The organism is Austwickia sp. TVS 96-490-7B (assembly GCF_019331795.1).
Classification (GTDB): domain Bacteria; phylum Actinomycetota; class Actinomycetes; order Actinomycetales; family Dermatophilaceae; genus Austwickia.
In genome coordinates this window covers 699,957-722,624 of the sequence record NZ_JAHPZL010000008.1, presented here as the reverse complement: position 1 = coordinate 722,624, position 22,668 = coordinate 699,957, and the positions used below count along the sequence as shown (strand labels likewise).

The 22,668-nt window shown below is 64.5% G+C and carries 20 protein-coding genes and 1 tRNA gene; 10 read left to right on the top strand and 11 right to left on the bottom strand.

Features of this window, described 5'->3' with window-relative positions; genetic code table 11:
- The first annotated feature begins 5 nt into the window (after nt 1–5).
- The 3 genes from KEM60_RS13785 to KEM60_RS13775 all read left to right on the top strand — a co-directional run bounded on the left by KEM60_RS13785 (nt 6) and on the right by KEM60_RS13775 (nt 3,221).
- Entirely contained in the window at nt 6–2,171 is a 2,166-nt protein-coding gene (locus KEM60_RS13785) for an ATP-dependent DNA helicase UvrD2 (protein WP_219108125.1), read from the top strand.
- Between the two features lie 461 nt (nt 2,172–2,632).
- A complete protein-coding gene (locus tag KEM60_RS13780; RefSeq protein ID WP_219108124.1) occupies nt 2,633–2,905 on the top strand; it encodes a WhiB family transcriptional regulator in 273 nt (90 codons plus the stop codon).
- A gap of 163 nt (nt 2,906–3,068) precedes the next feature.
- Nucleotides 3,069–3,221 carry a hypothetical protein gene (locus tag KEM60_RS13775; protein ID WP_219108123.1) on the top strand — a complete coding sequence of 51 codons (153 nt, stop codon included), beginning with the start codon at nt 3,069–3,071 and terminating at the stop codon, nt 3,219–3,221.
- Nucleotides 3,222–3,288: 67 nt separating this feature from the next.
- Here KEM60_RS13775 and KEM60_RS13770 read toward each other — a convergent pair whose 3' ends face one another.
- Together KEM60_RS13770 and KEM60_RS13765 are read right to left on the bottom strand one after the other, a co-directional pair.
- On the bottom strand, nt 3,289–4,683 hold the full coding sequence (locus KEM60_RS13770; protein ID WP_219108122.1) for an AarF/ABC1/UbiB kinase family protein: 1,395 nt from the start codon (nt 4,681–4,683) through the stop codon (nt 3,289–3,291).
- Nucleotides 4,680–5,327: a hypothetical protein gene (locus tag KEM60_RS13765; protein ID WP_219108121.1), complete on the bottom strand. Its 648-nt coding sequence runs from the start codon at nt 5,325–5,327 to the stop codon at nt 4,680–4,682. The genes KEM60_RS13770 and KEM60_RS13765 overlap by 4 nt, the downstream gene beginning before the upstream one ends.
- A gap of 205 nt (nt 5,328–5,532) precedes the next feature.
- On the opposite strand from KEM60_RS13765, the gene KEM60_RS13760 reads away from it, so the two are divergent.
- Nucleotides 5,533–6,093, top strand: a complete 561-nt coding sequence (locus KEM60_RS13760; protein ID WP_255574636.1) for a M48 family metallopeptidase — start codon at nt 5,533–5,535, stop codon at nt 6,091–6,093.
- Here the strand turns inward: KEM60_RS13760 and KEM60_RS13755 are convergent.
- Genes KEM60_RS13755 through KEM60_RS13745 form a run of 3 tightly spaced genes read right to left on the bottom strand, consistent with a single transcriptional unit; the run spans nt 6,077 to nt 8,907 of the window.
- Nucleotides 6,077–6,886 (bottom strand): YwiC-like family protein, encoded by an 810-nt coding sequence (locus KEM60_RS13755; protein ID WP_219108120.1) that lies wholly within the window; start codon nt 6,884–6,886, stop codon nt 6,077–6,079. The genes KEM60_RS13760 and KEM60_RS13755 overlap by 17 nt on opposite strands.
- The gene (locus KEM60_RS13750; RefSeq protein WP_219108119.1) at nt 6,883–7,455 is read right to left on the bottom strand and encodes an NUDIX domain-containing protein; all 573 of its coding nucleotides are present in this window, start codon (nt 7,453–7,455) and stop codon (nt 6,883–6,885) included. Before KEM60_RS13750 ends, KEM60_RS13755 begins: the two co-directional genes overlap by 4 nt.
- 15 nt (nt 7,456–7,470) lie before the next feature.
- Nucleotides 7,471–8,907: a zinc-dependent metalloprotease gene (locus KEM60_RS13745; RefSeq protein WP_255574635.1), complete on the bottom strand. Its 1,437-nt coding sequence runs from the start codon at nt 8,905–8,907 to the stop codon at nt 7,471–7,473.
- 99 nt (nt 8,908–9,006) lie between these two features.
- Between KEM60_RS13745 and KEM60_RS13740 the strand changes: the two genes are divergently transcribed.
- Nucleotides 9,007–9,444, top strand: coding sequence for a molybdenum cofactor biosynthesis protein MoaE (locus KEM60_RS13740; RefSeq protein WP_219108118.1), 438 nt, complete (start codon nt 9,007–9,009; stop codon nt 9,442–9,444).
- Nucleotides 9,441–10,583 carry a PDZ domain-containing protein gene (locus KEM60_RS13735; RefSeq protein WP_219108117.1) on the top strand — a complete coding sequence of 381 codons (1,143 nt, stop codon included), beginning with the start codon at nt 9,441–9,443 and terminating at the stop codon, nt 10,581–10,583. Before KEM60_RS13740 ends, KEM60_RS13735 begins: the two co-directional genes overlap by 4 nt.
- Nucleotides 10,584–10,752: 169 nt before the next feature.
- Here KEM60_RS13735 and KEM60_RS13730 read toward each other — a convergent pair whose 3' ends face one another.
- From KEM60_RS13730 to KEM60_RS13710, 5 genes are all read right to left on the bottom strand, one after another.
- The gene (locus tag KEM60_RS13730) at nt 10,753–11,928 is read right to left on the bottom strand and encodes a pyridoxal-phosphate dependent enzyme (RefSeq protein ID WP_219108116.1); all 1,176 of its coding nucleotides are present in this window, start codon (nt 11,926–11,928) and stop codon (nt 10,753–10,755) included.
- A 1-nt stretch (nt 11,929) separates the two neighbouring features.
- Nucleotides 11,930–12,874, bottom strand: coding sequence for a hypothetical protein (locus KEM60_RS13725; protein WP_219108115.1), 945 nt, complete (start codon nt 12,872–12,874; stop codon nt 11,930–11,932).
- The gene (locus KEM60_RS13720; RefSeq protein WP_219108114.1) at nt 12,871–14,100 is read right to left on the bottom strand and encodes an MFS transporter; all 1,230 of its coding nucleotides are present in this window, start codon (nt 14,098–14,100) and stop codon (nt 12,871–12,873) included. The genes KEM60_RS13725 and KEM60_RS13720 overlap by 4 nt, the downstream gene beginning before the upstream one ends.
- Nucleotides 14,097–14,894, bottom strand: coding sequence for a Rossmann-like domain-containing protein (locus KEM60_RS13715; RefSeq protein ID WP_219108113.1), 798 nt, complete (start codon nt 14,892–14,894; stop codon nt 14,097–14,099). The genes KEM60_RS13720 and KEM60_RS13715 overlap by 4 nt, the downstream gene beginning before the upstream one ends.
- Nucleotides 14,895–15,242: 348 nt before the next feature.
- The gene (locus KEM60_RS13710) at nt 15,243–15,812 is read right to left on the bottom strand and encodes a PPA1309 family protein (RefSeq protein WP_219108112.1); all 570 of its coding nucleotides are present in this window, start codon (nt 15,810–15,812) and stop codon (nt 15,243–15,245) included.
- 146 nt (nt 15,813–15,958) lie between these two features.
- Between KEM60_RS13710 and KEM60_RS13705 the strand changes: the two genes are divergently transcribed.
- The 4 genes from KEM60_RS13705 to KEM60_RS13690 all read left to right on the top strand — a co-directional run bounded on the left by KEM60_RS13705 (nt 15,959) and on the right by KEM60_RS13690 (nt 22,282).
- Nucleotides 15,959–19,162 (top strand): UPF0182 family protein, encoded by a 3,204-nt coding sequence (locus KEM60_RS13705; RefSeq protein WP_370626369.1) that lies wholly within the window; start codon nt 15,959–15,961, stop codon nt 19,160–19,162.
- Between the two features lie 124 nt (nt 19,163–19,286).
- A tRNA-Met gene (locus KEM60_RS13700) sits at nt 19,287–19,360 on the top strand.
- Between the two features lie 274 nt (nt 19,361–19,634).
- Nucleotides 19,635–21,029 carry an NAD(P)/FAD-dependent oxidoreductase gene (locus KEM60_RS13695; protein ID WP_219108111.1) on the top strand — a complete coding sequence of 465 codons (1,395 nt, stop codon included), beginning with the start codon at nt 19,635–19,637 and terminating at the stop codon, nt 21,027–21,029.
- Nucleotides 21,029–22,282: a glycosyltransferase 87 family protein gene (locus KEM60_RS13690; protein ID WP_219108110.1), complete on the top strand. Its 1,254-nt coding sequence runs from the start codon at nt 21,029–21,031 to the stop codon at nt 22,280–22,282. Before KEM60_RS13695 ends, KEM60_RS13690 begins: the two co-directional genes overlap by 1 nt.
- Here the strand turns inward: KEM60_RS13690 and KEM60_RS13685 are convergent.
- A complete protein-coding gene (locus KEM60_RS13685; RefSeq protein WP_219108109.1) occupies nt 22,242–22,616 on the bottom strand; it encodes a phage holin family protein in 375 nt (124 codons plus the stop codon). The two genes, KEM60_RS13690 and KEM60_RS13685, sit on opposite strands and share 41 nt — an antisense overlap.
- Nucleotides 22,617–22,668: the final 52 nt, after the last annotated feature.

Below are 22,668 nucleotides of genomic sequence, written 5' to 3'. Positions count from 1 at the left end.
GGAGGATGCGAAGGCGACGTCTGGTCGTGGTTGGTAGGTGGTGCGTGAGGAGGGTCGTGAGCACGGAGTCGGTGCTGGAAGGTCTGGATCCGGAGCAGCGGGAGGTGGTGACTGCACCGATCGGCCCGTTGTGTGTGCTGGCGGGAGCTGGCACTGGGAAGACCAGAGCGATCACGCATCGCATTGCGTACGGGGTGCATAGCGGACTGTTTCAGCCGCAGCGAGTGTTGGCGGTGACCTTCACTGCTCGGGCTGCGGGGGAGATGCGGACTCGGTTGCGGGACCTGGGAGTGGCAGGGGTGCAGGCGCGCACTTTCCACGCGGCAGCTCTGCGGCAGCTGACCTATTTTTGGCCGCGGGCGGTGGGCGGTGCGCCGCCAGGGCTGTTGTCGCAGAAGGCGGGGGCTGTCGCGGAGGCGGGGGGGCGATTGGGGTTGCGGTTGGATCGAGCGGCGGTGCGCGATCTGGCGGCGGAGATTGAGTGGGCGAAGGTGAGTGGGTTGTCACCGGAGACGTATCCGGCGGCGGCTCGGGCGGCACACCGGGAACCGCCAGGGGTGGATGTGACGGCGATGGCTCGGTTGTTGGATGCCTATCAGGAGGTGTTGTCAGGCCGGGGGGCGATGGATTTTGAGGATGTGCTGTTGCTGACCTGCGCGATCCTGGCCGATCGGGAGGATATTGCCCGGGAGGTGCGGGGGCAGTATCGCCATTTTGTGGTGGATGAGTATCAGGATGTCAACGCGGTGCAGCAACGTTTGTTGGAGCTGTGGCTGGGGGAGCGCCGAGACGTCTGTGTGGTGGGTGATCCGAGCCAGACGATTTATACCTTCACCGGGGCGACGCCGCGGTTTTTGGTGGATTTCCCTCGACGTCATCCGCAGGCGACGGTGGTGCGGTTGGTGCGGAACTATCGGTCGAGTCCGCAGATCGTGAGTTTGGCGAACCTGGTGTTGACGGGGGCGCAGCAGCAGGGGCGGGAGTTTCTGCCGGTGACCTTGCAGGCTCAGGGGCGGGCCGGGCGGGTGCCGACATTGACGACGTACGCCGATGAGGAGGCGGAGGCGCGCGGAATTGCCGACCAGATTGGTCGGCTCATGGCTCAGGGGGTCGCTGCGGCGGATATCGCGATCCTGTATCGCACGAATGGCCAGTCTGGGGTGTTGGAGCAGGCGTTGGCCGCTGCCGGAGTGTCGTATGTCGTGAAGGGCGGTGAGCGGTTTTTCCGACGGGACGAGGTACGCCGGGCGATGGTGTTGTTGCGGGGGGCAGCCCGTTCGGACGATGGGTCGGTGCCGCTGCCGGAGCTGACACGGGATGTGTTGGCAGGTCTGGGGTGGTCGCAGACACCGCCGTCATCGTCAGGGGCTGTGCGGGAGCGGTGGGAGTCGTTGACGGCCTTAGCGCATGTCGCTGATGACGTGGCGGCCGCTGCGCCGCAGGCGCGGCTGGCGGAGCTGGTGACGGAGTTGTCGATGCGCGCTGAAGCGCAGCATGCGCCGACCGTGCAGGGAGTGACGCTGGCGTCATTGCATGCGGCGAAGGGATTGGAGTGGGAGGTCGTTTTCCTCGCGGGGTGCAGCGACGGGTATCTGCCGATCTCCATGGCGCAGGGGACCGCTGCGGTGGAAGAGGAGCGGCGGTTGTTTTATGTGGGGGTGACTCGGGCGCGGCGTGATCTGTGGTTGTCGTGGGCTGCTGCCCGGCAACCTGGGGGGCGGGCCTCGCGTCGGCCGTCGCGTTTCTTAGAGGGTGCTGCCGCAATGGTGGGGATGTCGCAGTGGGACGTGGCGAAGGGCCCAGAAGTGGCAAAGGCACCCGCTCGATCGGCGCGAGTGCGCCGCTGCCGAGGGTGCGGGGCGGTATTGGCGACAGCAGCGGAGCGCAAGCTGAGTCGCTGTGAGCAGTGTCCTCCGACGTACGACGAGGCGACCTTTGAGCGGATGCGGTCCTGGCGTGCGGAGGTGGCCCGACGAGAGAGCGTCCCGGCGTATGTCGTGTTCACTGATGCGACGTTGATGGCTATCGCGGAGGCGGAGCCGCAGGACGCAGCGCAATTGGCGAGGATTTCTGGGGTGGGTGCTCGAAAGTTGGCGAAGTATGGGGAGCAGGTGTTGGCGTTGATGACGGGGGCGGATCCGCACGGGCAAAGTCAGGTCGTTCGTCCATGACCTCAAACGGGTGAAACTGCTGGTCAAAAAAAGATTGCCAGGGTGGCGGGTGGCCCCCTAACCTGGTGGAGCCATCTGGGTCGGGAACGGCCTGGGAATGATCTGTGGGAGAGGAGTGACGTCGATGACCACCATTTTTTCGAGTACATCAGCCGTGTTGACCGTCGATATCACCCGCTCTGGTGTGCCTGCAGTGGGCCTTGCGGCAGGAGTCTGCCTGCCGGCACTGGTGGATCCGTCTGGAGTTGTCGAGTCGGCTGGTGGCCGCGGCGCAGCGTATCGGTCCATCACTTCCCGTCCAGTTCCTTCCTTTGCTCCGGTCCTGACGTCGGGGGAAGCCACATGATCTGATCGTGGATCTGCTTCTCCAGCCGCGGTGACCAGAGGGTCCCGCGGTTTTTTTGTCGGTCCGTACGGTCCGGGGCGCGGGACGCAGAATCGTTCCAGGAGTACCCACTCGTATGTCAACCTCATCTGTTGTCCACAGTTATTCCGAGTTGTTGCTGCCCTGTCAGGTCGACGGGGGGCGGTTGTGGTTTGCCGAGAGCCCCGACGACGTCGAGATCGCCAAGTCGTTGTGCGGGCAGTGCCCTTTGCGGCGGGAGTGCCTTGAGGGCGCGATGTCCCGCGCGGAACCCTGGGGCGTCTGGGGCGGGCAGCTGTTCCTCTCGGGTGCGATCGTCGAGCGGAAGCGTCCGCGCGGGCGGCCACGGAAGGAATCAGTCGCAGCCTGACCTGGATCTCCTTGTGGGGCGGAATTATTCGTACGGAGGTGGTGTTAGTCAAGAGTGCAGCGGACGATATTGGTAAGAAATTTACTCTTCTGATAAGCTTGCTGCGGCGCGCACTATGACGTGCGTTGGGACATCCAGAAATGTGCCCAGGGAGGGGACCCTTATGAATCAGAATCGAGCGCTGCTCACTCTCGACCGGCTCCGGCTGGCCGTAGCTCGTAACGACATGGCCAAGAAGCGCAGTGGCGTTGACGACGAAGCCGTCGATCACGCCTACAGTGCTGCGATCAGGCGCGACGTACTCGGTCTTCGCTGACGACGTACCTGAAAACGCCGTTGAGTGTGGCGGTCACCCCGTGTGCCGTGTGGGGTGACCGCCACACTCATGTCCGCATGTCATCGCCCCATTCCGCATCGTCACCCAATCCAGCACCCGCAGCGGCATCAGCAGCAACCCGCTCCTCCCACAACGGATCCAGCGAGGGCAACCAGCTGTAGGCGATCTCCGCGGCACGCACCGTCCCGCCAATCTGACACAGCACCCCCAAGCCGCCCGCCCACACCCGGTGGATCAACAAATACTCCGGCGGGAGGTTCAGCTGAAGCCCCAAACCGAAGTCCTCCTGGCGAGGATCACGCAGCCGAGCCGCCTGCTGTCCCAACCAGTCCCGGTCAAACGTGAACCAGTCAGCGCGGAGGGGATCAGTGAACGGCGTCAAAAAACCCAGCAATAAGTTGGCGTCGACCGTCGCGCCCGGGCGGACAAAACCCTCATCGCGAAGTACCGTCAACACCCCTTGGGCGTCACCCTCCACTGCATAGCGCAACGCCTGACCCATCGCCAACGGCATCCCCCCAGGAAGGTCACCGACCGCCCCGAAATCCAACACCCCCAGACGGCCGTCCGGAAGGACACGGAAATTCCCCGGATGAGGATCAGCATGCAACAGCCGAGCCAACTGTGGCCCAGCAAACAAAAACTCCAAATACCGGTCGGCAGCATGATCTCGGTCGGCCGCGGACCCGGAAGCCACCACCTGAGCCAGTGGCCGCCCATCCACCCACTGCGAGACCAGGACCTGCCCCTGCTGAGCGATCACAGCAGGCACACACACGGCCTCGTCATCCTCAAACGCAGCGGCAAACCTCCGTTGCCGCTGAGCTTCCAAGCCATAATCCAGTTCGTCAGCTAACCGTGCCTCGAACTCGGCCAGCAAGGGAACGAGATCTAAGCCCGGAACCCACCAGGTCGTCATCCGCGCCAACCGGCCCAACCGGCGGAAATCGCCCAGCAAAGCCTCCCCAGCGCCGGGATACTGCACCTTCACCGCCACCGGCGTGCCATCGCTCCACGTCGCCCGATGCACTTGGCCGATCGAGGCCGCCGCAGCGGGCCGATCATCAAAATCCCGGAAGGAAGCCCGCCAGTCAGCGCCCAAATCCCGGGCCAGCAATCGATGCACTGTCGACGTAGGCATCGGTGGGGCAGCTTCCTGCAGCCGTGTCAACGTCGCCCGATAAGGACCGACCAAGTCCGCGGGGAGAGCTGGCTCCAACACCGACAACGCCTGTCCCACCTTCATGGCGCCGCCTTTGAGCTCACCCAGCACCGTGAACAGCTGCTCCGCCGTACGGGCCTGCCACTCCATCAGCACCTGCTCCGCAGGTTGGCCAGCTAACCTGCGACCGGCACCCAGAGCGGCCCGACCGGCCATCCCTACGGGCAGACCAGCCAGACGGACCGAACGGGACAACGCCCGACGCGGCAGATCACTCACGTGCCCATTGTGCCTACCGCGGCCACACAACGACAGGCAGGGTGCACAGTCCACCGACGACGCACAATGTGCGGATCCGGCCAGGTCACCTCCAGGCTGACCCCCGGTAAAACCCTGCCGCGGTCCAGTAGGGCCCGACTCACCATCCCCACCAGCCCGGCACCCACTGCAGCGAGGGAACCATCCAGAGGGATCGTCTGGCCCTGGGACGTCGCTCCCCGGTTGGCCCGGCCGCCCTGCCAGGACCAGCTCGGATCCTGGTCGGCCCGGTGAAGGTCCACACACCCCAGGCAGGCCGTGGCCGCCAACACCAGCGGGCCCACCACGACCTTTGCTGCGTCGTACACCACTGGAAGATGCGGGATCCCCAAGCGTCGCCACAGGTCCACCTGCTCTGGCGCCACCCGCAACGGCGCCACCACGATCGCTAACTGCGTGTCCGGGCCGCCGATCCGGGGTGATTCCCAGGCGAGGGCATTAGCCATGCTCGGGCCTGATCGCACTTGACAGCGCCCATCCTGACGCAACATCGCGGCCACCAAGGCAGTCAGCTCATCGTGGCCCTGGATCACCACCGTGCTGGCGTATCTCCCCACCTCAGCGCGGTGAGTCCGTTGGGCCCGTCGCACGATCTCGGTCGACATAGTCGTCCCCCTCGTCAAAACTGTCGCCACACGCGGTAGGCAGTGGCGGGCAAACCCCGCCTAGGGTGTCGCCGGCCATCCAGTCTGCGCGGTCAGCCGGTTGGCCCACTGACAGTTGTCCACAGCCATCGCCAGAACACCCACCCCGCAAGCCGATCCGTGGTCTGCGCTCGTTCGCGCCTCGACTGCTCGATAGGCTCCCGCCATGATGTGGGCACCGCTGGAGCCACCGGACGACGTGCCACCACCGGCGTTGCCGGTCGACGTACGCCGATCAACGCGTCGCCGCCGTACGGTCACGGCACGCCTCGAACGGGGCACCCTCGTAGTCTTCATCCCCGCGACATTCACGCCCGCCGAGGAGCACGAATGGGTCCAGCGAATGCGGGTGAAAATGGAGCAACGTCGGGCCAGCAGCAGTGATGACGACTTGCTCGATCGCGCCCATCGCCTGTCCCGCCGCCACTTGGACGGGCGTGCCGTTCCTGCTTCAGTCCGATGGGTCGACAACCACCACACGCGGTGGGGGTCATGCACTCCCGCAGACGGCACGATCCGACTCAACCGGGCGCTAGCGGCCATGCCGCAGTACGTCCAGGACTACGTGCTGCTCCACGAACTGGCGCATCTGATTCACGCCGGCCATGGCCCAGCCTTTTGGGCGCTGTTAGCGGACCTTCCCACTCTGGAACGCGCTCGTGGCTACCTCGAGGGGTATGCCGCCGCCCAAGCCGCAGCTGGCGTCCCGGTCACCACCACACCGTGATCATCAACAACACCACAGAGGCCACGATCTCTCCGACTCCCACCACTGCTGGCCTGACCCGACGCCCCGCTAATACCGCTGCGCGCGCCGTCAACACTGCACAGAAGACCGTCAGCTGAACCGCCGTCCCGACAGGGACAGGGGCACCGAGCCACAGCGCCACCGGCCAGCATGCGGTCCATGCGAGGTGGTATCCGATCGACCAACGACGGTAACTCCGGTTAAGCCGCTCTCTGATCATGGTTTTCACGTAGAGCGCCGTCCCGAAGAAATACCCCAATAGCGCCGCTATCACCGCAACCATCGACGACCAGTCCCGCCCTGCTGCCTGCTGCAGCCACGGCGCACCCTGGTCACCAGCCTGAAAAGCCACTCCAGCAAACAGGCACGCTGCAGCAATGGTGACCGCATCATTCGTCAAGGCGCGGTCCTGCCGACGCCATGAATGGAGCAGACTGATCGCCGCTAACGGCAGATACACCGGAAGCCACAGCAGCAGCCACGGTCGGTACCACACCACCGCTGCCCCCAGGATCGCTGCGATCGTTCCGTACGTCGACAGCGCCGGGAGGTACGCCGAGATATCCCGGCCCCGACCCCGCACTCGGGCTGCTAATCCGGCTGCGTTGAACAGGAAGTAACCGGCAAACAGCCAGGTGACCAGGAGGAGATGGATTCCTGAGGCTCCCCCGCGCAGTGATCCCACGGCAGCGGGGACCGCCAGCATCGCCCACGCGCCGTGCTGGCGGGGAAGCCACTGAGCGGGGATCCGGCGACTGCGTCTAGCTGTCACCCCCGTGTCCCTGCTATGCCGTCCCCGCGCCGTTGCGCGGCCTGAGCTGCCGTGATCAGTGGCCCCACATCAGCTGCTGCTCCTGGCGGGAGGGCGGTGACGGGAAACCAGCGGACGTCGAGCGATTCGTCGCTGACCGTGGGGATGGCACCGGCTGGGGCTTGTGCCCAGTACCGCACATCGAGGTGTGCTCGACAGTGGCCAAACACCTCAGGAAGGTCGTGGCGAGACAGCTGACATGGCTCTGCCGACACCGCTAGGCCTGATATTCCCGACTCCTCAGCTAACTCGCGGGCAGCTGCAGCCCGGACTGTGCAGTCGCTCGGTTCGAGATGACCGCCAAACTGGAACCAAGCATCCGCTTTCCGGTGATGAGTCAGCAGGACATGCTCGCCTGTGTCGTCGAGGACCAACACCCCCACGGTCAAGTGTTCCGCGGGACCATCGCGATGGATCGCAGCGTTCGACGCGGCCAATGCTGCAGCGAATGACCGTCGTAGCGCCTCTTGCTGCGCATTCGGGGCGGTCCATCTCGCCAGCAGCTGCACCGCGTCAGCGTGCAGCGTCAATGACCTGCTTGGCACTCAGCGATCACCCGGCTGAGGATCCTTCGGAGCATCAGGGCCGTCCTCGCCGGAGAGGATCCGCTCCAATGCCGCATCCAGCTCTTCGCCGAGACCGCCCAGACCGTCGTCCTCGCTGCCGCCACAGCTCCGTTCGACATATCCCAGGACATCGTCGAGATCCGCTGCCGTCGGTGCCACATCCGGGTGAGCCCAGGCAGCGTCCCGAGCCGCAGCGCCACCAGAGCTTTCCAACGCGGTGAAAAGGTTGGCCGCATCCCGCAATCGGCGGGGACGCAACTGCAAGCCCACCAGCTCCCCGAAGATTGCCTCGGCAGGTCCTCCGGTGGCTCGGCGGCGACGGACCGCCTCAGCCAGGGCGTCGACCTGAGGAAGCCGACCGTGAGCGGCGCGACCTGCTACTACATCGACCCACCCCTCGACCAAGGCGAGGAGGGTTTCCAGCCGTGCCAGCGCAGCTTTTTGCGCCTCGCTGGGTTGCGGGGAGAACAGCGACGAGCTCAAGGCACTCTGCATTTCCTGCGGGTCGCTGGTGTCGATCTGCGACAGCGTCGACTCGATGCCTTCGGTGTCGATGGTGATGTCTCGGGCGTAGGCCTGCACTGCCGCCAGCACCTGTGGTCCCAACCAGGGCACCCCGGCAAACAATCTGGTCCGTGCAGATTCGCGCACCGCCAAATACAGCAGGACCGGTGCTGTTTCCAGCTCGAGACCTTCGGCGAATTCCGTGACATTACCGGGGAGCAGAGCCACCACTGGTTGCTCCACCAGTGGCAGCCCCACTTCCGTACCGGACAGAACGTCGCCGGCCAAGGTGCCAACTGCCTGACCGATCTGGGCGCCGAACATTGAACTGCTCAGCCGCGCCAACATTGGCTCGAACTGCGCCATCATCCCGGACAAGTCCATGCCAGGTGGCATCCCCGGCAATGCGGGGACATCCCGTCCGGTAAGACCTTCCATCTGGCCGCGCAATGCCGAACCGATCGCCCCGGTCACCCCTTGAGCCACTGGCGCGACGATCTTCGCCCAGGTCGCCATGGTGTGAGTCACCCATTCCGCGCGACTCCAGGCCAGGGCGCGAGCCCCGGGGAGCTCAAAGGCGGTGACCCCATCCAGCCACAGTCCGGCGACATGCACCGCCTCGCGCACCTCGCGCTGGGTGGAGTCGCCAACGACCGTGTCGCCGGCTGCGGACACGGTCTTGCGGGCCACGTCCTCGCACAGCTCACGATTGATGCCGTCGGTCGGGGCCGCCTCAAACAAGGCCTTGAACTGGGCAGCGAGGGCACCCATCATGGCTGGATCACCGTGATCGATCCCCATGGCGCGCATCGCATCGGCCATCGCCGGATTGGCGTCGCTACCGAGGAACTGCTGGAAAAGGCGAGCAAAATCAGCCTCGTCATCGCCGTCGCGGCGGGGATTATCGGACACGATGGTCTCCTGACGCACCTGAGAAGATGTCTGGCGACTAGATAACCACGTAAGGTGCCACGACGTTCCCGTCGAGCCCGTCAGGAAGGACCTCATCAGGTGACCAGCACCCCTCCGTCTGCTCGGGTCGTCCATGTCGAGGTAGGGCCCGGCGCCTGCCTGGACACGCTCGTCTCAGCCGTGCAGGATCCCCGGGCAGGCTGTGTCGCAACCTTTCTCGGACTCGTGCGGGACCATGACCATGGTCGCCAGGTGACCCGGTTGGACTACTCCGCTCATCCGTCTGCCGTTGACCGACTTCATGCTCTGGCAGGTGAGATTGCCGCTCGGCCGGGGCTGGTAGCTGTGGCCGTGCATCATGCCACCGGCGAACTGGCTATCGGAGATGTCGCCGTTGTCGCGGCGGTCTCCGCCGAGCATCGGGGGCAAGCCTTCGACGCCTGTCAGACTCTGGTCGACCGGCTCAAAGCGGAAGTGCCCATCTGGAAGCACCAAATGTTCGTTGAGGGCGACGACGAATGGGTGGGGGTCGGGTGACTACGTCAGACGCGCCTGCCCCTCAGCCAGTCGACGAGACTGCCTCCGAGGAGATTGTCGATGAGCGTCGTGCGCTGTGGTGGCGGCGTCGACGCTGGATGATCCCGCTGACGCTGCTGCTCAGCTTGGCGGTGGCTGTCTCAGGGCTCTTCGTTCACCCGCCCTACATTGTGATGCGTGCTGGTCCGGTCTACGACACTCTCGGCCAGATGAAGGATCGGCAGTCGGGGAAAGATCGACCGATCATCGAAGTTCATGGCGCTCCGACGTATCCCACCGAAGGTGCTCTCGATTTCACGACGGTGGCTCTCTACGGCACTCCCGGTAGGGAACTCAACCTCTGGGATTACGTGTGGGCGGTGCTCCAGGGAGCGGATATCACTCCCACTGACAAGGTGTATCGACCGAATACGACCCAGGAGCAGGTCCGACAGCAGGGCCGTGCGCAAATGTCTGGAGCTCAGGACGAGGCCAGAGTGGTCGCTCTTCGGGCGGTGGGAAAGAACGTGCCAGAACGAGTGCGAGTCGCGGCAGTCGCTCAGGGGGGACCGGCTGAAGGAGCCCTGAAAGTCGACGATGTGATCACCTCCATCGATGGCACCGCAGTCACCGACACCTCAGCAGTGCGCGATGCTGTCACCAAAGCCGCTGAGGGCCACCAGCTGCGCCTCGAAGTCGAACGGAACGGGCGGGCTACCCCGGTCACAGTCGGTACCGTCGTCCAGGAGGGGCGTCGGATGATGGGGGTGACTCTGGCCACCACATTCACCTTCCCGGTTGAGGTGACCATTAACGCCGGAGATATCGGGGGGCCTTCTGCCGGGCTGATGTTGGCATTAGGGATCTACGACAAGCTCACCCCTGGAGCGCTGACGGGCGGTCGGAAGATCGCCGGGACCGGAACTCTCGCCGTGGACGGCACCGTCGGCCCCATCGGTGGCATTCCCCACAAAATGGTGGGAGCCAGGGAAAGCACTGGTGCGGAATGGTTCCTCGCTCCGCAAGGCAACTGTCAGCAGGTGATCGGGAGGATTCCCGATGGTCTGCATGTGGTGAAAGTCGGGACATTCGACGAGGCACGTCATGCTGTCGAAGAGATCGCGGCAGGCCGCGGGGACAAGCTCGCGACCTGCGGCTGAGCTGCTGAAGGTCCGCCTGTCGCCATCATCGTGACAGGCGGATGCCTGACGGAATCGTGGCGCGCTCAGTCGGGCAGATCAGCGCACACAAAGGCGAAGTTGTGCATGGCATGAGTCACCGCGAAGCCTGGGAAGAAGAGGCTGATTCCACTGAGGAGCCTCAGCTCGGTCACCGTGTCATGCCGCCCACCAGCTCGCTCTGATCTTGTCCGGTGCCTGGTGTCCGCTCGAGGACGTCGTCGGATGCCACCGCCTGTGGGGGAGCTGCCCGCCCCGCCCAGGCCATCCGGCACCAGGGACGAGCCAGTTCTTGTGTCGAGGCCACCTCGCGAGGAGAGAACGCACTGAGAGCAGCGTGGCTGTCATGTCGCGCATGCACCGCGGCGACATATCGATGGCCGGTGTCGGGCGCGATGAACAAGGTCGCGGGATGCTCCCCCGGGACCTGGTCAGTGCCCTGCTGGCTGGCAGTTGTCGAGACATCCTCTCCCGTCGTACGTCGATCGCGTTCGTGGCAGGCCGCAAGCCAGGCAGCTCCTGTGGACAATCCGGCGAACAAGCCGTGCCGCCGCATTAATTCGGTCGTAGCGGCGCAGGCCACTTCGTGCGACAGCCAATGGATCGCGGCGTACGCGTGATGTCGGACGTTGGCGAACGGAATGGACGACCCGATGCCCGCGATGATCATGTCCGGGTCGTCCACATGATCTGCGCCGAAGGTGACGCTGCCAAACGGCTGCACGCCGGTCAGGCGCACCGGCAAGACCTCTGACATTCCGGCTGCGACCGCAAAGCTGGATACCCCGGAGCCGACAGAAGCGACCAGATCTACCCCGTCATAGCCGCGGTCGGCGAGCGCGTGCGCGGCTGCCTGCCCGACCGGGAGATAGCCCTCGTCGTGAACGGGGTCGTGATATTGGCGCATCCAGTGCACATCGGGTTCAGCAGCAATCATTTCCCGGACCCGGGAGACTCGCCGATCTTGGTCCAGCAGGAGCGAATCGGTGGCAGGCATTTGCTCCAGGTCGGCACCGAGGAGTTCCAGTTGGGCGCGTGTGGTGGCGTCGACGGTCGTCGATCCGATGATCCGGCAGTGCAGGCCTAGTTCGTGGCAGGCCAGAGCCAAGGCTTGGGCGTAGATCCCTGAGGAGGAGTCGACGACGGTGTCACCGGGGTGGAGCGTGCCTTCGTCCAGCAAGTGCCGTAGAGCGCCGCGGGCTGAGAGCACTTTCATGGTTTCGAAGCGCAGGGTGAACAGGTCGGGGTCGAGAGCGATGAGATCAGGACGGCCGACGGCCTGTCCGGGATGGTCCAGGATGTCGAGAGTGGGGGATAGGACGGGCATGTCAACCTCCGTCGAGGAGTGGGTGGATACCGAGGACTGGTATGCCGTGATGCTCAAGTGAGGCTGCGCTATCAGTGATCTGAGGGTCTTCGATGCTCAAGGAGCCAGGGAAGAGCAGCCCGGCGACAGATCCGCTGTGGGCGACTTGGACACCGACGGCGCCATGACCTGCGGCGATGGCGCGCAGCTGGGTGAGTTCTGGCCGAGGTAGGCGTTCTTGGTTGAGTTCGGCGCTGGCGGTGGCGACTGCTCCGATGGTGTGGATATCGCCGTCGACGACGGCCTGGCGCAGGGTGTGACGCAACCGGTCGTACTCGGGAATCAGGGCGGGTGTGGGTGGGGGGCAAGCTAACGTTTCGACGGGGGCGCCTCCGCCGGTGCGGCAAGACAGCACGGTCATGGGAGGCAGCAATGCGCCAAAGTCCTCAAGGACCTCGCCAAGGCGTTGGGCGAATAAGACGGTCCGGGGCAGGTGCGCCAGGGGATCGCAGGCGCCTTCAATGGATACCGCCAGGCGGGAGAGTTCGTCCGGGCAAGGGCAGGCCCGCATGGCGTTGCCGACGGCTCGTAATGCCGCCAGGACGTCGGAGGAGGACGATCCCATGCCGGCGCCGATGGGCAACCGGCCTTGTATGACGAGCCTGCCGTGATAGCGAGGAAGCCCGTGAATGTGGTGCAGGCGGGTGATCAGTGCGGTGGCTGCTTGGGCGGCGTACACCCTGTCGGAAGGTTCGACTCTGACTCTGATGGGCCCGTCGGTGTCGGCTTCAGGGTAGAAGAAGGCTTCTGAGCCGGCGCAGCGCAGTGGCACCGTGACCAAACCCTGGCAGGGTTCGCCGTCGGGGCCGGTGAAGATTCCTTGGAGGATTTCGCCATGGTGAGCATGGGCGATGCCCCACCCGATACGGGTTCGGCTGGGGCATCGCCGCCTGCTCACTGTGGTCATCGCGGTTCGCCGCCTGCAGCGCGTTGCCACGGGGCGAGCGCCAGGGCGGCGCAGATCACCATGGCTGCGGCGAGGGTCACGCCGACGACTGTCCAGTTGCCTCCGGCGAGGCACGCTCCTACCAGGGCGGCCCCGATGAAAACGCCGAGGCTCTGTGCCGAACCGTTCAGACTCATCACGGTGCCTCGGACCGGGCCAGCGCGGCGTACTAGCAGGGTCACCACGGCGGCGGCGACGATGGCATGTCCGACTGCGGTCAGGGAGGTGCCGATGAGGGCTGCCGGGAGCCATGGGGCACAGAAGAGGAGGGCGTGGGCGGCTCCAGCCAGGAGTGCGCCGAATGCGGCGAGCCGTCCGGCCCGTCCTGGACCGTCTTCGCGGGAGAGTGCGCGTCCGGCCCACCAGTTGCCGCAGAAGAAGGAGGCCCCGGAGAGGGTCCATACCAGGGAAAAGACTCCTGGGTCGAGGGAGTGGGCTTGAGCGTAGTATGCCGCGACGTAGGCGAGCTGCCCCATGAAACAGGTGGTGCGCAGCGCTGAGATGCTGATCAACAGGATCCCGCCAGGGACTCGGGCGGCCGTGCGGAAGGCTTCGCCGTACCCGGGTCGCGTGGCGTTGACGGCTGACGGGCGTTCGTCGCGCAGCCGGACCATCATCACGGCAAGGACCACGCAGCATGCCGAGGCGGCGACCATGTCTCCTTGCCATCCCCACAACAGGGCGGGAGCGGCGAGTAAGGGCGCGGCTAGGACGGCGGTGAGGGTGGTGGTGGCGGAGATGATGGTGGCGGCTCGGCCGGAGGCGGCGTCATTGTCGTAGCGGTCGGCGGCCATGGCTGACAGGGCGGGGCTGAGTAGTGAGGTGCCAGCCCCGATCAGCAGGCAGAAGATCACCCAGCCAGCGGCGGTGGAAATCAGGCTCACCAGGCAGCCGATGGACAAAATGACCAGGGCGAGGGAAGCGACGTGTCCTCGAGTCATTCGGTCTACCAACGGAGCAGCTGCTGCCCCCACGATGAGAGCGGCGACGCCGCCTAAGCCACGGAAACCACCGATGACCACGACTGAGGATTCCGCGTCGGTAGCAATGGGCACCAGGAAGGTGCTCATCACAGTGAACGGGATCAGGCCGAGGGCTGCGGCGATCAGCAGCGGCCACAGCTGCCGGATCATCTGTCTGTCGGCGGGGACCTCGCTGTTAAGTCCCGCCGCGTGGGCGGACGTCATTCGGCCGCCTCGTAGAGGTAGATCGGGCTGGCGTCGGCAGACATCTGGGAGAGCGGGACATGCTCGGCAGACAGGGAGGTCACGCCACGGCCGAGGAAGGCGCGGGCGACGGCGGCCGCGGTCTGGGCATAGATGGTCAGGGGGATGTCTCGACGGCGGCAGGCTTGCATGATCTCGTCGAAGGTGCCGTTACCGATGGTCATGCCGGTGGCCAGGACCATGTCAGCGTGCTCGATGACCCGGTGCATGTCTTTTTCGACTGGGTCGCCCCAGTGGGTCTGAGTGAGGTTGAGATCGCAGGGGAGACATTCACCCCCACGGTCGCGGATGGCTGCGACCAGCGGGTTGACGACGCCGATGAGTGCGACGCGGTGTCCTGGCTGGATGTGCAGCAGGTCGGCGATGGCGGTGTCCCGGGCGATGGCACGCTCATCGGGGGTGCCGGTGGGCAGCTCGACCCGCCGAGCCCGGGGGTCCTCCCGGTGGGGGGCGGTGGCTCCCAGGTAGGCATCAAGCGCGGCGACCCGAATTGGAAGCAAGGGGTGGCGCAGTAACTCAGCGATAGTGGATCCGGAGAGATCGATGACGTTGTTGTCGACCTCTCCGATATCGACGGCGCATACACCGAAAGCGGTCTCGCAACGCACCATCACGTAGCAGTTGCGAAAGATTTGGGGGCTGCCAGCGAGCCGGGTCCCGTGCTGGACCAGGTAAACACTGCGTGCGACGAGAGCGTCGGGTCCAGTGGCGGTGGTGTCAGTGAGCACCTGGGTCATGAGCTCCGGGACTGTCACGCGTACTCCTTGGTGAGGCAGGTGTTAACCAGGCAAGAGTTAACATGGCGCAGGCCACTGAGGACTTGTCAGTAACCCAAGATGTGGGCTATAATACGCCGCAATATCCGGTAAGTGGCACCTAACTTCACAGGAAAATAAAGTTTTTTCCACAGGAAGTCCTCAGTGTTGCCCAGAAGGGCATCTCACCTGCCAGGACCGCTCCCCGATCCAGGGCAGCACGCAATGACATGGAGGCAGCCACAGCTGAGCGGCGCTCCCTCGGTGACCACTTCCTCTGCGGGGCAGCCACCCTCCCAGAGTGCTGATCAGACCAGATTCGACCTGATCAGCACGGGTGACATCGAATCAGTCCTGCAGCGTCGCCGCCAAGGCAGCCACCAAATCCGGAGCAATATCCTGACCGGCCGCGACCTGGTCGTCACTGTCATAAGGGCGCTGACGCAATAAGCATGTCGACTCCCCGTCCCTGGTGACGGCTACCAACAGTCGGACGTCAACGCGGTCAGGGTGATCAGCCAAGATCCGTGCGGCGGCTGCCGGGTCGTCAGGGAGGCCCTCCTGCGCCTGGGGCGGAACGACGATCCGTTCAACCGCCAATGCCACCCCATCCACCTCAGCAGGCCAGGCAAGTGACCCCAACAGATCCTCAAGGGGATCGACGACCGGGACATCCTCCTGCTCGATCGCAGACAACGCATCCGGGTCTTCCGGAGCGGCCAATTGGCTGGCGAGATGCGGTTCAGCGTGGATCAACGCTGCCGTACGCACCAAGGCAAAGAGTCTCACCGGCTGGTCCCAGCCAGCAGCGGCGACGTACTTCTCGGTCTCGATAGCGCATTCCCACAGGGGCGGGTAGAGGGGGCGTGGTGTTCCGGTCACGGGACCATCGTGCCGGATGTCGGCAGCAACCCACATCTGGTGATGGGAAACTCGCTGTCCACTGGGTAGTTTGGAGGCGACAAGAGATGACGGTTGGACAGGATGGCCGGCGCTGCGTCGGCAACTGCCGTGACGGAGGGCGACCGTGGACGATCGACGTTGGCTGCGAGCAGGAGCATGGTGTGACACGACGAGATGACGACAGCACGTCGGTCTTGACCGGACGAGCAGAGGGGATGTCACCTCAGGCATCCACGCTTCCTCCCGATGGCGGTGGCTCGGGCCCGAAGGGACCAGGTGGCCCGTCGGGAGGGCGCCCTGGTGGTGCGCCCTTCAGCTGGGGCAACTGGTCGGATCGGTTCGGCGGCACCCCCGGCGGTGGCGGTGGCGCTCCCGGTGGCGGCGGACCCGGCTCTTTCGGCGGCTTTGGAGCCGGTCGTCCCGCCCCGAAGCGAGGCCGATCGCCCTTGGCGATCACCGTGGCCGTGGTGGTTGCTGTCTGTGTTCTGGCAACTCTTGGTGCTTTTGTCTGGACCGAGGTGCTCTGGTTCGACAGCGTCGGTTATACCTCGGTGTTCTGGATTCAAATCGGGGTGCAGGCGCTGCTGTTTGTGGTGGGTGCGCTACTTACAGGCGTGGTCATTGCCTCCAGCATCGCCATCGGGTATCGGCGGCGGCCGATCTACGCTCCCACCACCCAGGCCCAGCAGGCCCTTGATCGTTATCGGACGATGCTCGATCCAGTCCGGCGGGTCGCGCTGGTCGTGGTGCCTTCGGTCTTGGGTTTTTTTGCGGGGCTCGCTGCAGCTAGCCAGTGGCAAACGTTGCTGCTTTTCATGAATGGGACATCCTTCGGTCGCACTGACCCGACCTTCGGCAAAGACGTGGGCTTCTTCGTCTTCGATCTGCCCTGGTATGCCTTCTTGGAGTCCTTCTTCACCATGACGTTGGTGCTGGCGATCCTGGCGGCGGTGGTCACCCACTATGTCTACGGTGGTATTTCCGTGGGCGGCGGCGGAGTGCATACCGTCCCTGCCGCTCGGGTGCACCTGGCAGTCCTCGCTGGGCTGTTCGTGCTGGTGCGCGCCATCGGGTATTGGCTGGACCGCTACCAGCTGGCGGTGGAGGACGCAGGTCGGATCACCGGTCTGCAGTATGCCCAGGCCAACGCGGTCCTGTGGACCAAGGGGATTCTCGCCGGTGCAGCGGTGCTGGTAGCGCTGTCCTTCATCGCGGCGATCTGGATGCGCTCCTGGCGGGTCCCGGTCTTCGGAGTTATTGGCCTGCTGGTGGTCTCGCTGGTGGTGGGCAATCTCTACCCGGCGGCGATTCAGAGCTTCAAAGTGCGTCCCAGCGAGCAATCCCTCGAAGCGCCGTACCTGGCGCACAACATTGAGGCCACTCGGGCGGCGTACGGGATCGACTCGATCACCAAAACCCAGTACGACGCGAAGAAGAGCACTGACCGAGGCGGGCTCTCCGGGGACGCCGCGACCATCCCAGGGATCCGGGTGGTCGACCCGATGCTGGTCAGCCCCACGTTCCAGCAGTTGCAGGGATTACGGCGGTACTACGAGTTCGCCGATGCGCTGGATGTCGACCGGTATGTCATTGACGGCAAAGTGCAAGACACTGTCATTGCGGCTCGAGAGCTCGACTTGGCTAACGCTCCCTCGCGGAGTTGGTTCAACGACCATGCCGTGTACACCCACGGATACGGCGTGGTGGCGGCCTATGGCACCCAACGGGACAGCCGTGGCGAGCCAGTCTTCTTTGCCAAGGACATCCCCATGCAGGGCAAACTCGGCGACTTTGAGCCGCGAATCTACTTCGGCGAGAAGACGACTGATTACTCGATCGTGGGCGCTCCCACCGGTGAGGCTCCTCGGGAACTGGATTACCAGACTGACCAAGGGGAGTCGCGCACCACGTTCCGTGGCCAGGGCGGCGTCAAGATGGACAATGTCGCCAAGCGGTTCGCCTACGCGATCGTCAACCGCGAGTACAACATCCTGCTGTCCGGGCAGGTCGGCGACTATTCGGTGATGTTGGATCACCGCCAGCCCACCGAGCGGGTGCAACGCGTCGCTCCGTGGTTGACCTTGGATGGCAACCCCTACCCGGCCGTCGTCGACGGACGGGTGCAGTGGATCGTTGATGGCTACACCACGACCTCCAACTACCCGTACAGCCAGCTGAAGTCGATCGACTCGGCGACCTCTGATGCCGTCACTGAGACCAAGAAGTCGGTGCAGCAGATCAAAGCGGGCCAGGTCAACTACATCCGCAACTCGGTCAAAGCGACAGTGGATGCGTACGACGGTTCAGTGAAGCTGTACTCCTGGGATGACAAAGATCCGATCCTCAAGGCCTGGTCGTCGGCGTTCTCCCAGTCGGTCCGGCCGATGAGTGATATCTCCGGCGCGCTGATGAGCCACCTGCGCTATCCGGAGGATCTGTTCAAGGTGCAGCGTGATGTCTTGACGAAGTACCACGTCACTGACCCGAACACTTTCTACAGTGGTGGTGACAACTGGAAGGTCCCGCAGGATCCCACCGCCAGTGACGTGAAGTCTGGACAGCCGCCGTACTACCTGTCGGTGAAGATGCCAGGTCAGGACACCCCGGGATTCTCATTGACGACGTCGTTTACTCCAGCCGGTGAAAACCGCCCGTTCTTGAGTGGTTTCCTCGGGGTCAACTCCGATCCGGGATCGCAGGCTGGTAAACGCAACCCCGGGTACGGGACGCTACGGCTGCTGGAACTGCCGGCCGCGACCAACGTCATGGGTCCGGCACAGGTGCAGAACCAAATCGACTCCAGCAACCAAAACTCCACCGACTTCTCGTTGTCGTTGAGTCAGTTCATCAACATCAACAGTCAATCCGGGTCAAAGGTGGACAAGGGCAACCTGCTCACCTTGCCGGTCGCTGGTGGTCTGCTCTACGTCCAGCCGATCTACGTCCGGGGTAAAGCCGGGACGTCGTATCCGTTGAACCAGGCAGTGGTGGTGGCCTTCGGTGAGAAGTTGGCCTGGGGCGCCACCTTGGAGTCGGCGTTGAACCAGCTCTTTGGTGGATCCTCAGGCGCCTCCACTGATCAGCCGCCGGTGAAGGACAAAGACAAGGAGCCAGGCAAGGACGGCGGTGCGGGTGGACCTGCTGCGGAGCTCAAGGCTGTGGTCGCTGAGGCGCAGAAGGCGTATCAGGCTGGCCAGGAGGCTCTGAAGAAGGGTGACTTCACCGCGTACGGCGAAGCGCAGAAGCAGTTGCAGACCGCGATCGAGAAAGCAGCGCAGCTGTCTGGACAGGTCGGCTCCTCTGGTGGCACGCTCGCGCCGACAGCGACGCCTTCAGCGTCACCGTCAGCGCAGTCGAAGAACTGACCGGTGGCAGTGGCCGGGTCCTTCTCCTGGGGCTTTCAGGGGGAGGACCCGGCCACTGCGCCAAGGGGCTACGGCGCCGATTTGGACGTTCGCCTGATCCCTTGCTAAGCTTCAGACATACCGACGCGGGGTGGAGCAGCTCGGTAGCTCGCCGGGCTCATAACCCGGAGGTCGCAGGTTCAAATCCTGCCCCCGCTACTATGTAGCAGGAACGGCGCAGTGGAAGTTTACTTCCACTGCGCCGTTTTGTTTTACCTCGCAATGCTCGATGAGCTCTTCGGGGTTTCCTCGCACCACGAGGCCTCTGACCGAGCCCGTACGACTACCCGGGGTTTGCCCGGACGCCGCTGCCCGCCCTCATCTGCCCTCACACTGACCGGTTGGCTGGTCATCTCCTGGCGCCCTATCTCTGCGGCATAGGAGAATCAGGGAGTCATCCCTCGCCACTCGCCACTCGTCAGGAGATACCGGCATGACCTCGAGCTCGCCCACCACCCGTGCTCGGGTGGTCGTTGTGGGGTCCGGCTTCGGAGGCCTGTTTGCCACCAAAGCGTTGCGCTCCGTCGACGTCGACATCACCCTGATCGCCGACACCAACGCCCACCTGTTTCAACCGTTGTTGTACCAAGTCGCGACCGGAATCTTGTCCGAAGGGCAGATCGCCCCCGCCACCCGCGGCATTCTGCGGCGTCAACGCAACGCCAGTGTCTTGCAAGGGCTGGTCACGGAGATCGACGTGGATGCCCACACCGTGACCTCCCGGTTCCACGACAAAGAGACTCGTACGTCGTACGACCATCTCGTGCTGGCGGCTGGAGCAGGGCAGAGCTACTTCGGCAACGACCATTTCGCGACGTACGCGCCGGGCATGAAAACCCTCGACGACGCTCTGGAGCTGCGCAGCCGCATTTTCGGGGCTTTCGAACAAGCTGAGCTGGAGGAGGACCCTGCCCTACGAGAACGTTTGCTGACCTTCGTCGTCGTCGGTGCCGGACCCACCGGCGTGGAAATGGCCGGGCAGATCAGAGAACTCGCCAGCACCACCCTCACCGGCAATTTCCGGCGGATCGACCCTGCCCGAGCTCGGGTCCTCCTGGTCGATGGCGCGTCCCAGGTGCTGCCAGCTTTTGGAGATCGGCTTGGCGCCGTCACCCAACGGGAGCTGCATCAGCTCGGCGTCGAGGTGCGCCTCAGCGTGATGGTCACTGACGTCGACGCGACCGGAGTGGTCATCCAGGATCGAGACGGCAATCGAGAACGCATCGAAAGCGTTTGCAAGGTGTGGGCCGCCGGGGTGCAAGGCAACCCGTTGGGCCGCCTCGTCGCTGAGCACGTCGGGGCCGAGGTGGACCGCAGTGGACGCGTCGTCGTACGGCCTGACTTAACCCTGCCTGGGCACCCGGAGATCTTTGTGGTCGGAGACCTCATGTCCGTGCCGGGGGTGCCTGGTGTCGCCCAGGGCGCAATCCAGTCGGCACGATTCGCCGCCGAGCGAATTGCCGCCGCCGTACGCCGTGGGGGTACACCTGACGACCTGCCCGAGCAGACCTTCCGGTACGTCGACAAAGGGTCCATGGCGACCATCAGCAAATACAAAGCAGTCGTGTCGGTAGGTAGGCTTCGGCTGTCTGGTTTCCCCGCCTGGGTGGCCTGGTTGCTGCTCCACCTGCTCTACATCACCGGTTTCAAACAGCAGGTGTCCACCTTGCTGCGATGGTTCATCACGTTTGTTGGCAGCGGCCGTGCCGAACGTGCCACCACCAATCAACAGATGGTGGGTCGACTTGCCAAAAACAGATTGGGGCAGGGCACCAGCGGGCGACTCATTCGTGGCGAGCCGCTCCCCGACCAGCAGGAAGGCCACTGATGAGCAGCCCCACCGCGCCGAGTGCACCCGACGTCGTGCCCTCGGTTGGCCGCGCGCGAGCCACGCAGGTGCTGTGGATCCTCATCGCTGCGGCCGCCATGACCTGGACGGCCCTGCATGGCTTCAGCGAATATCAGGTCGCGCAAAGCCAAGACTTTCTGGTTTACAAACATGCTGGTGACGATATCGCCGCAGGTATCGACCCCTACCGCCGTTCCGTTGGCCTGCCCTACACCTACCCGCCAGCGCTGGGATTGGCTTTTGTCCCGCTCAGCGTGGTCCCCGACCACATCGCCGTCGCCCTATCCCTCGCGGTCAACGCCATACTCACCTGCTTCCTGTTGGGTCTGCTGCTGCGACCCCGCACCGGATGGAGCCGCCCGGGGCGCTCCTGGACCTCAAGCCACTTCCAAGCCGCAGCGTTAGCGGTCGTTCTCGCCGGATCGGCGCCATTCATCCGATCCGTCTATCTCGGCCAGTTCAACCTGGTGCTCTTCGCGCTGCTGCTGGCCGACATGCTCCTCACCGGACGTGCAGCCGGACTGGGCACCGGATTGGCGGCGTCCATCAAAGTGACTCCCGCCGCGATGGGACTCGTCCACCTCGTCCGGGGGCGATGGGCCGCGGTGGTGCTCTCCTTGGTGTCCTTCCTCGCCGTGGGGGCAGCGACATACGTGCTCGCCCCGGACCTGGTCACCGAATACTGGCTGCAGCTGCTGTGGGATCCCTCACGGGTAGGCAATCTCTCTTACGTCGACAACCAGAGCGTCACCGGTTTTGTTGCCCGGCTCACCAGCACTGACGCGCCGTCACGTCTTCTCGTGTGGGTGCTATTGGTGCCGCTGACCCTCCTGACACTCGGCACCGCAACGGTCAGCGGACGGTCCGCTGACCGTTGGCAGGCACCTCTAGCTGTCGGATTGTTCGCGTTGTTCTTTTCCCCGGTGTCGTGGAGCCATCATTGGATCTGGCTGGTCGTTTTCGTCGCATGGACCTGGCGTCGCGGCCGCGTCACCGAAGCAGCGATCCTCGCGGTCCTCTTGGTCCCCGAGCCGCTTCTGTTTGACGAGCACACCCGTTCCTGGCCAGCCCTGCCGACGGCCCTGGTGACCTCGACGTACTTCGTGCTGGGCTGTTACGCCGCCATCCGGTTAGCCCACACCGCCCACCGGGACCGTCGCCGTCATGCCCTCGCGACGGCGACGCCGTCGATCAGCTTCGCGGGGTCAGCACCGAGGACAGGATCCCGCTGACCACGCTAATCACGATTGACCCGATCAGAGCGGTCACGAAGCCGTCAACCCGGAAACCGACCCCCATGTTGGTGGCGATCCACGAACTGAGCAGCAGCATGGCCGCGTTGATCACCAGCAGGAACAGCCCCAATGACAACACAATCAGGCAGCCGCCGAGGAACTTCGCGATCGGCCGCACTATCGCATTGACCACACCGATGATCACGGCAACAACAATCAAGGTGACGATCTTCGAACCCGTCCCGGCGCCGCTGATATGGATGCCGGGGAGGAGCCACGCCGCGACCGCGGTGGCCATGGCGACGCACAAGGTATGGACGATCGTCTTCATGGCGACCAGTGTGTCAGTTCTTCCTGGACGATGAGCCAGACCACCCGCCAGG

Bases quoted from the DNA above. Each gene is read 5' to 3' on its own strand.
- KEM60_RS13725 (WP_219108115.1), bottom strand. From the start codon at position 12,874: ATGACCACAGTGAGCAGGCGGCGATGCCCCAGCCGAACCCGTATCGGG.
- KEM60_RS13710 (WP_219108112.1), bottom strand. From the start codon at position 15,812: ATGTGGGTTGCTGCCGACATCCGGCACGATGGTCCCGTGACCGGAACA.
- KEM60_RS13765 (WP_219108121.1), bottom strand. From the start codon at position 5,327: ATGTCGACCGAGATCGTGCGACGGGCCCAACGGACTCACCGCGCTGAG.
- KEM60_RS13760 (WP_255574636.1), top strand. From the start codon at position 5,533: ATGATGTGGGCACCGCTGGAGCCACCGGACGACGTGCCACCACCGGCG.
- KEM60_RS13685 (WP_219108109.1), bottom strand. From the start codon at position 22,616: ATGAAGACGATCGTCCATACCTTGTGCGTCGCCATGGCCACCGCGGTC.
- KEM60_RS13775 (WP_219108123.1), top strand. From the start codon at position 3,069: ATGAATCAGAATCGAGCGCTGCTCACTCTCGACCGGCTCCGGCTGGCC.
- KEM60_RS13780 (WP_219108124.1), top strand. From the start codon at position 2,633: ATGTCAACCTCATCTGTTGTCCACAGTTATTCCGAGTTGTTGCTGCCC.
- KEM60_RS13720 (WP_219108114.1), bottom strand. From the start codon at position 14,100: ATGACGTCCGCCCACGCGGCGGGACTTAACAGCGAGGTCCCCGCCGAC.
- KEM60_RS13695 (WP_219108111.1), top strand. From the start codon at position 19,635: ATGACCTCGAGCTCGCCCACCACCCGTGCTCGGGTGGTCGTTGTGGGG.
- KEM60_RS13730 (WP_219108116.1), bottom strand. From the start codon at position 11,928: ATGCCCGTCCTATCCCCCACTCTCGACATCCTGGACCATCCCGGACAG.
- KEM60_RS13785 (WP_219108125.1), top strand. From the start codon at position 6: ATGCGAAGGCGACGTCTGGTCGTGGTTGGTAGGTGGTGCGTGAGGAGG.
- KEM60_RS13690 (WP_219108110.1), top strand. From the start codon at position 21,029: ATGAGCAGCCCCACCGCGCCGAGTGCACCCGACGTCGTGCCCTCGGTT.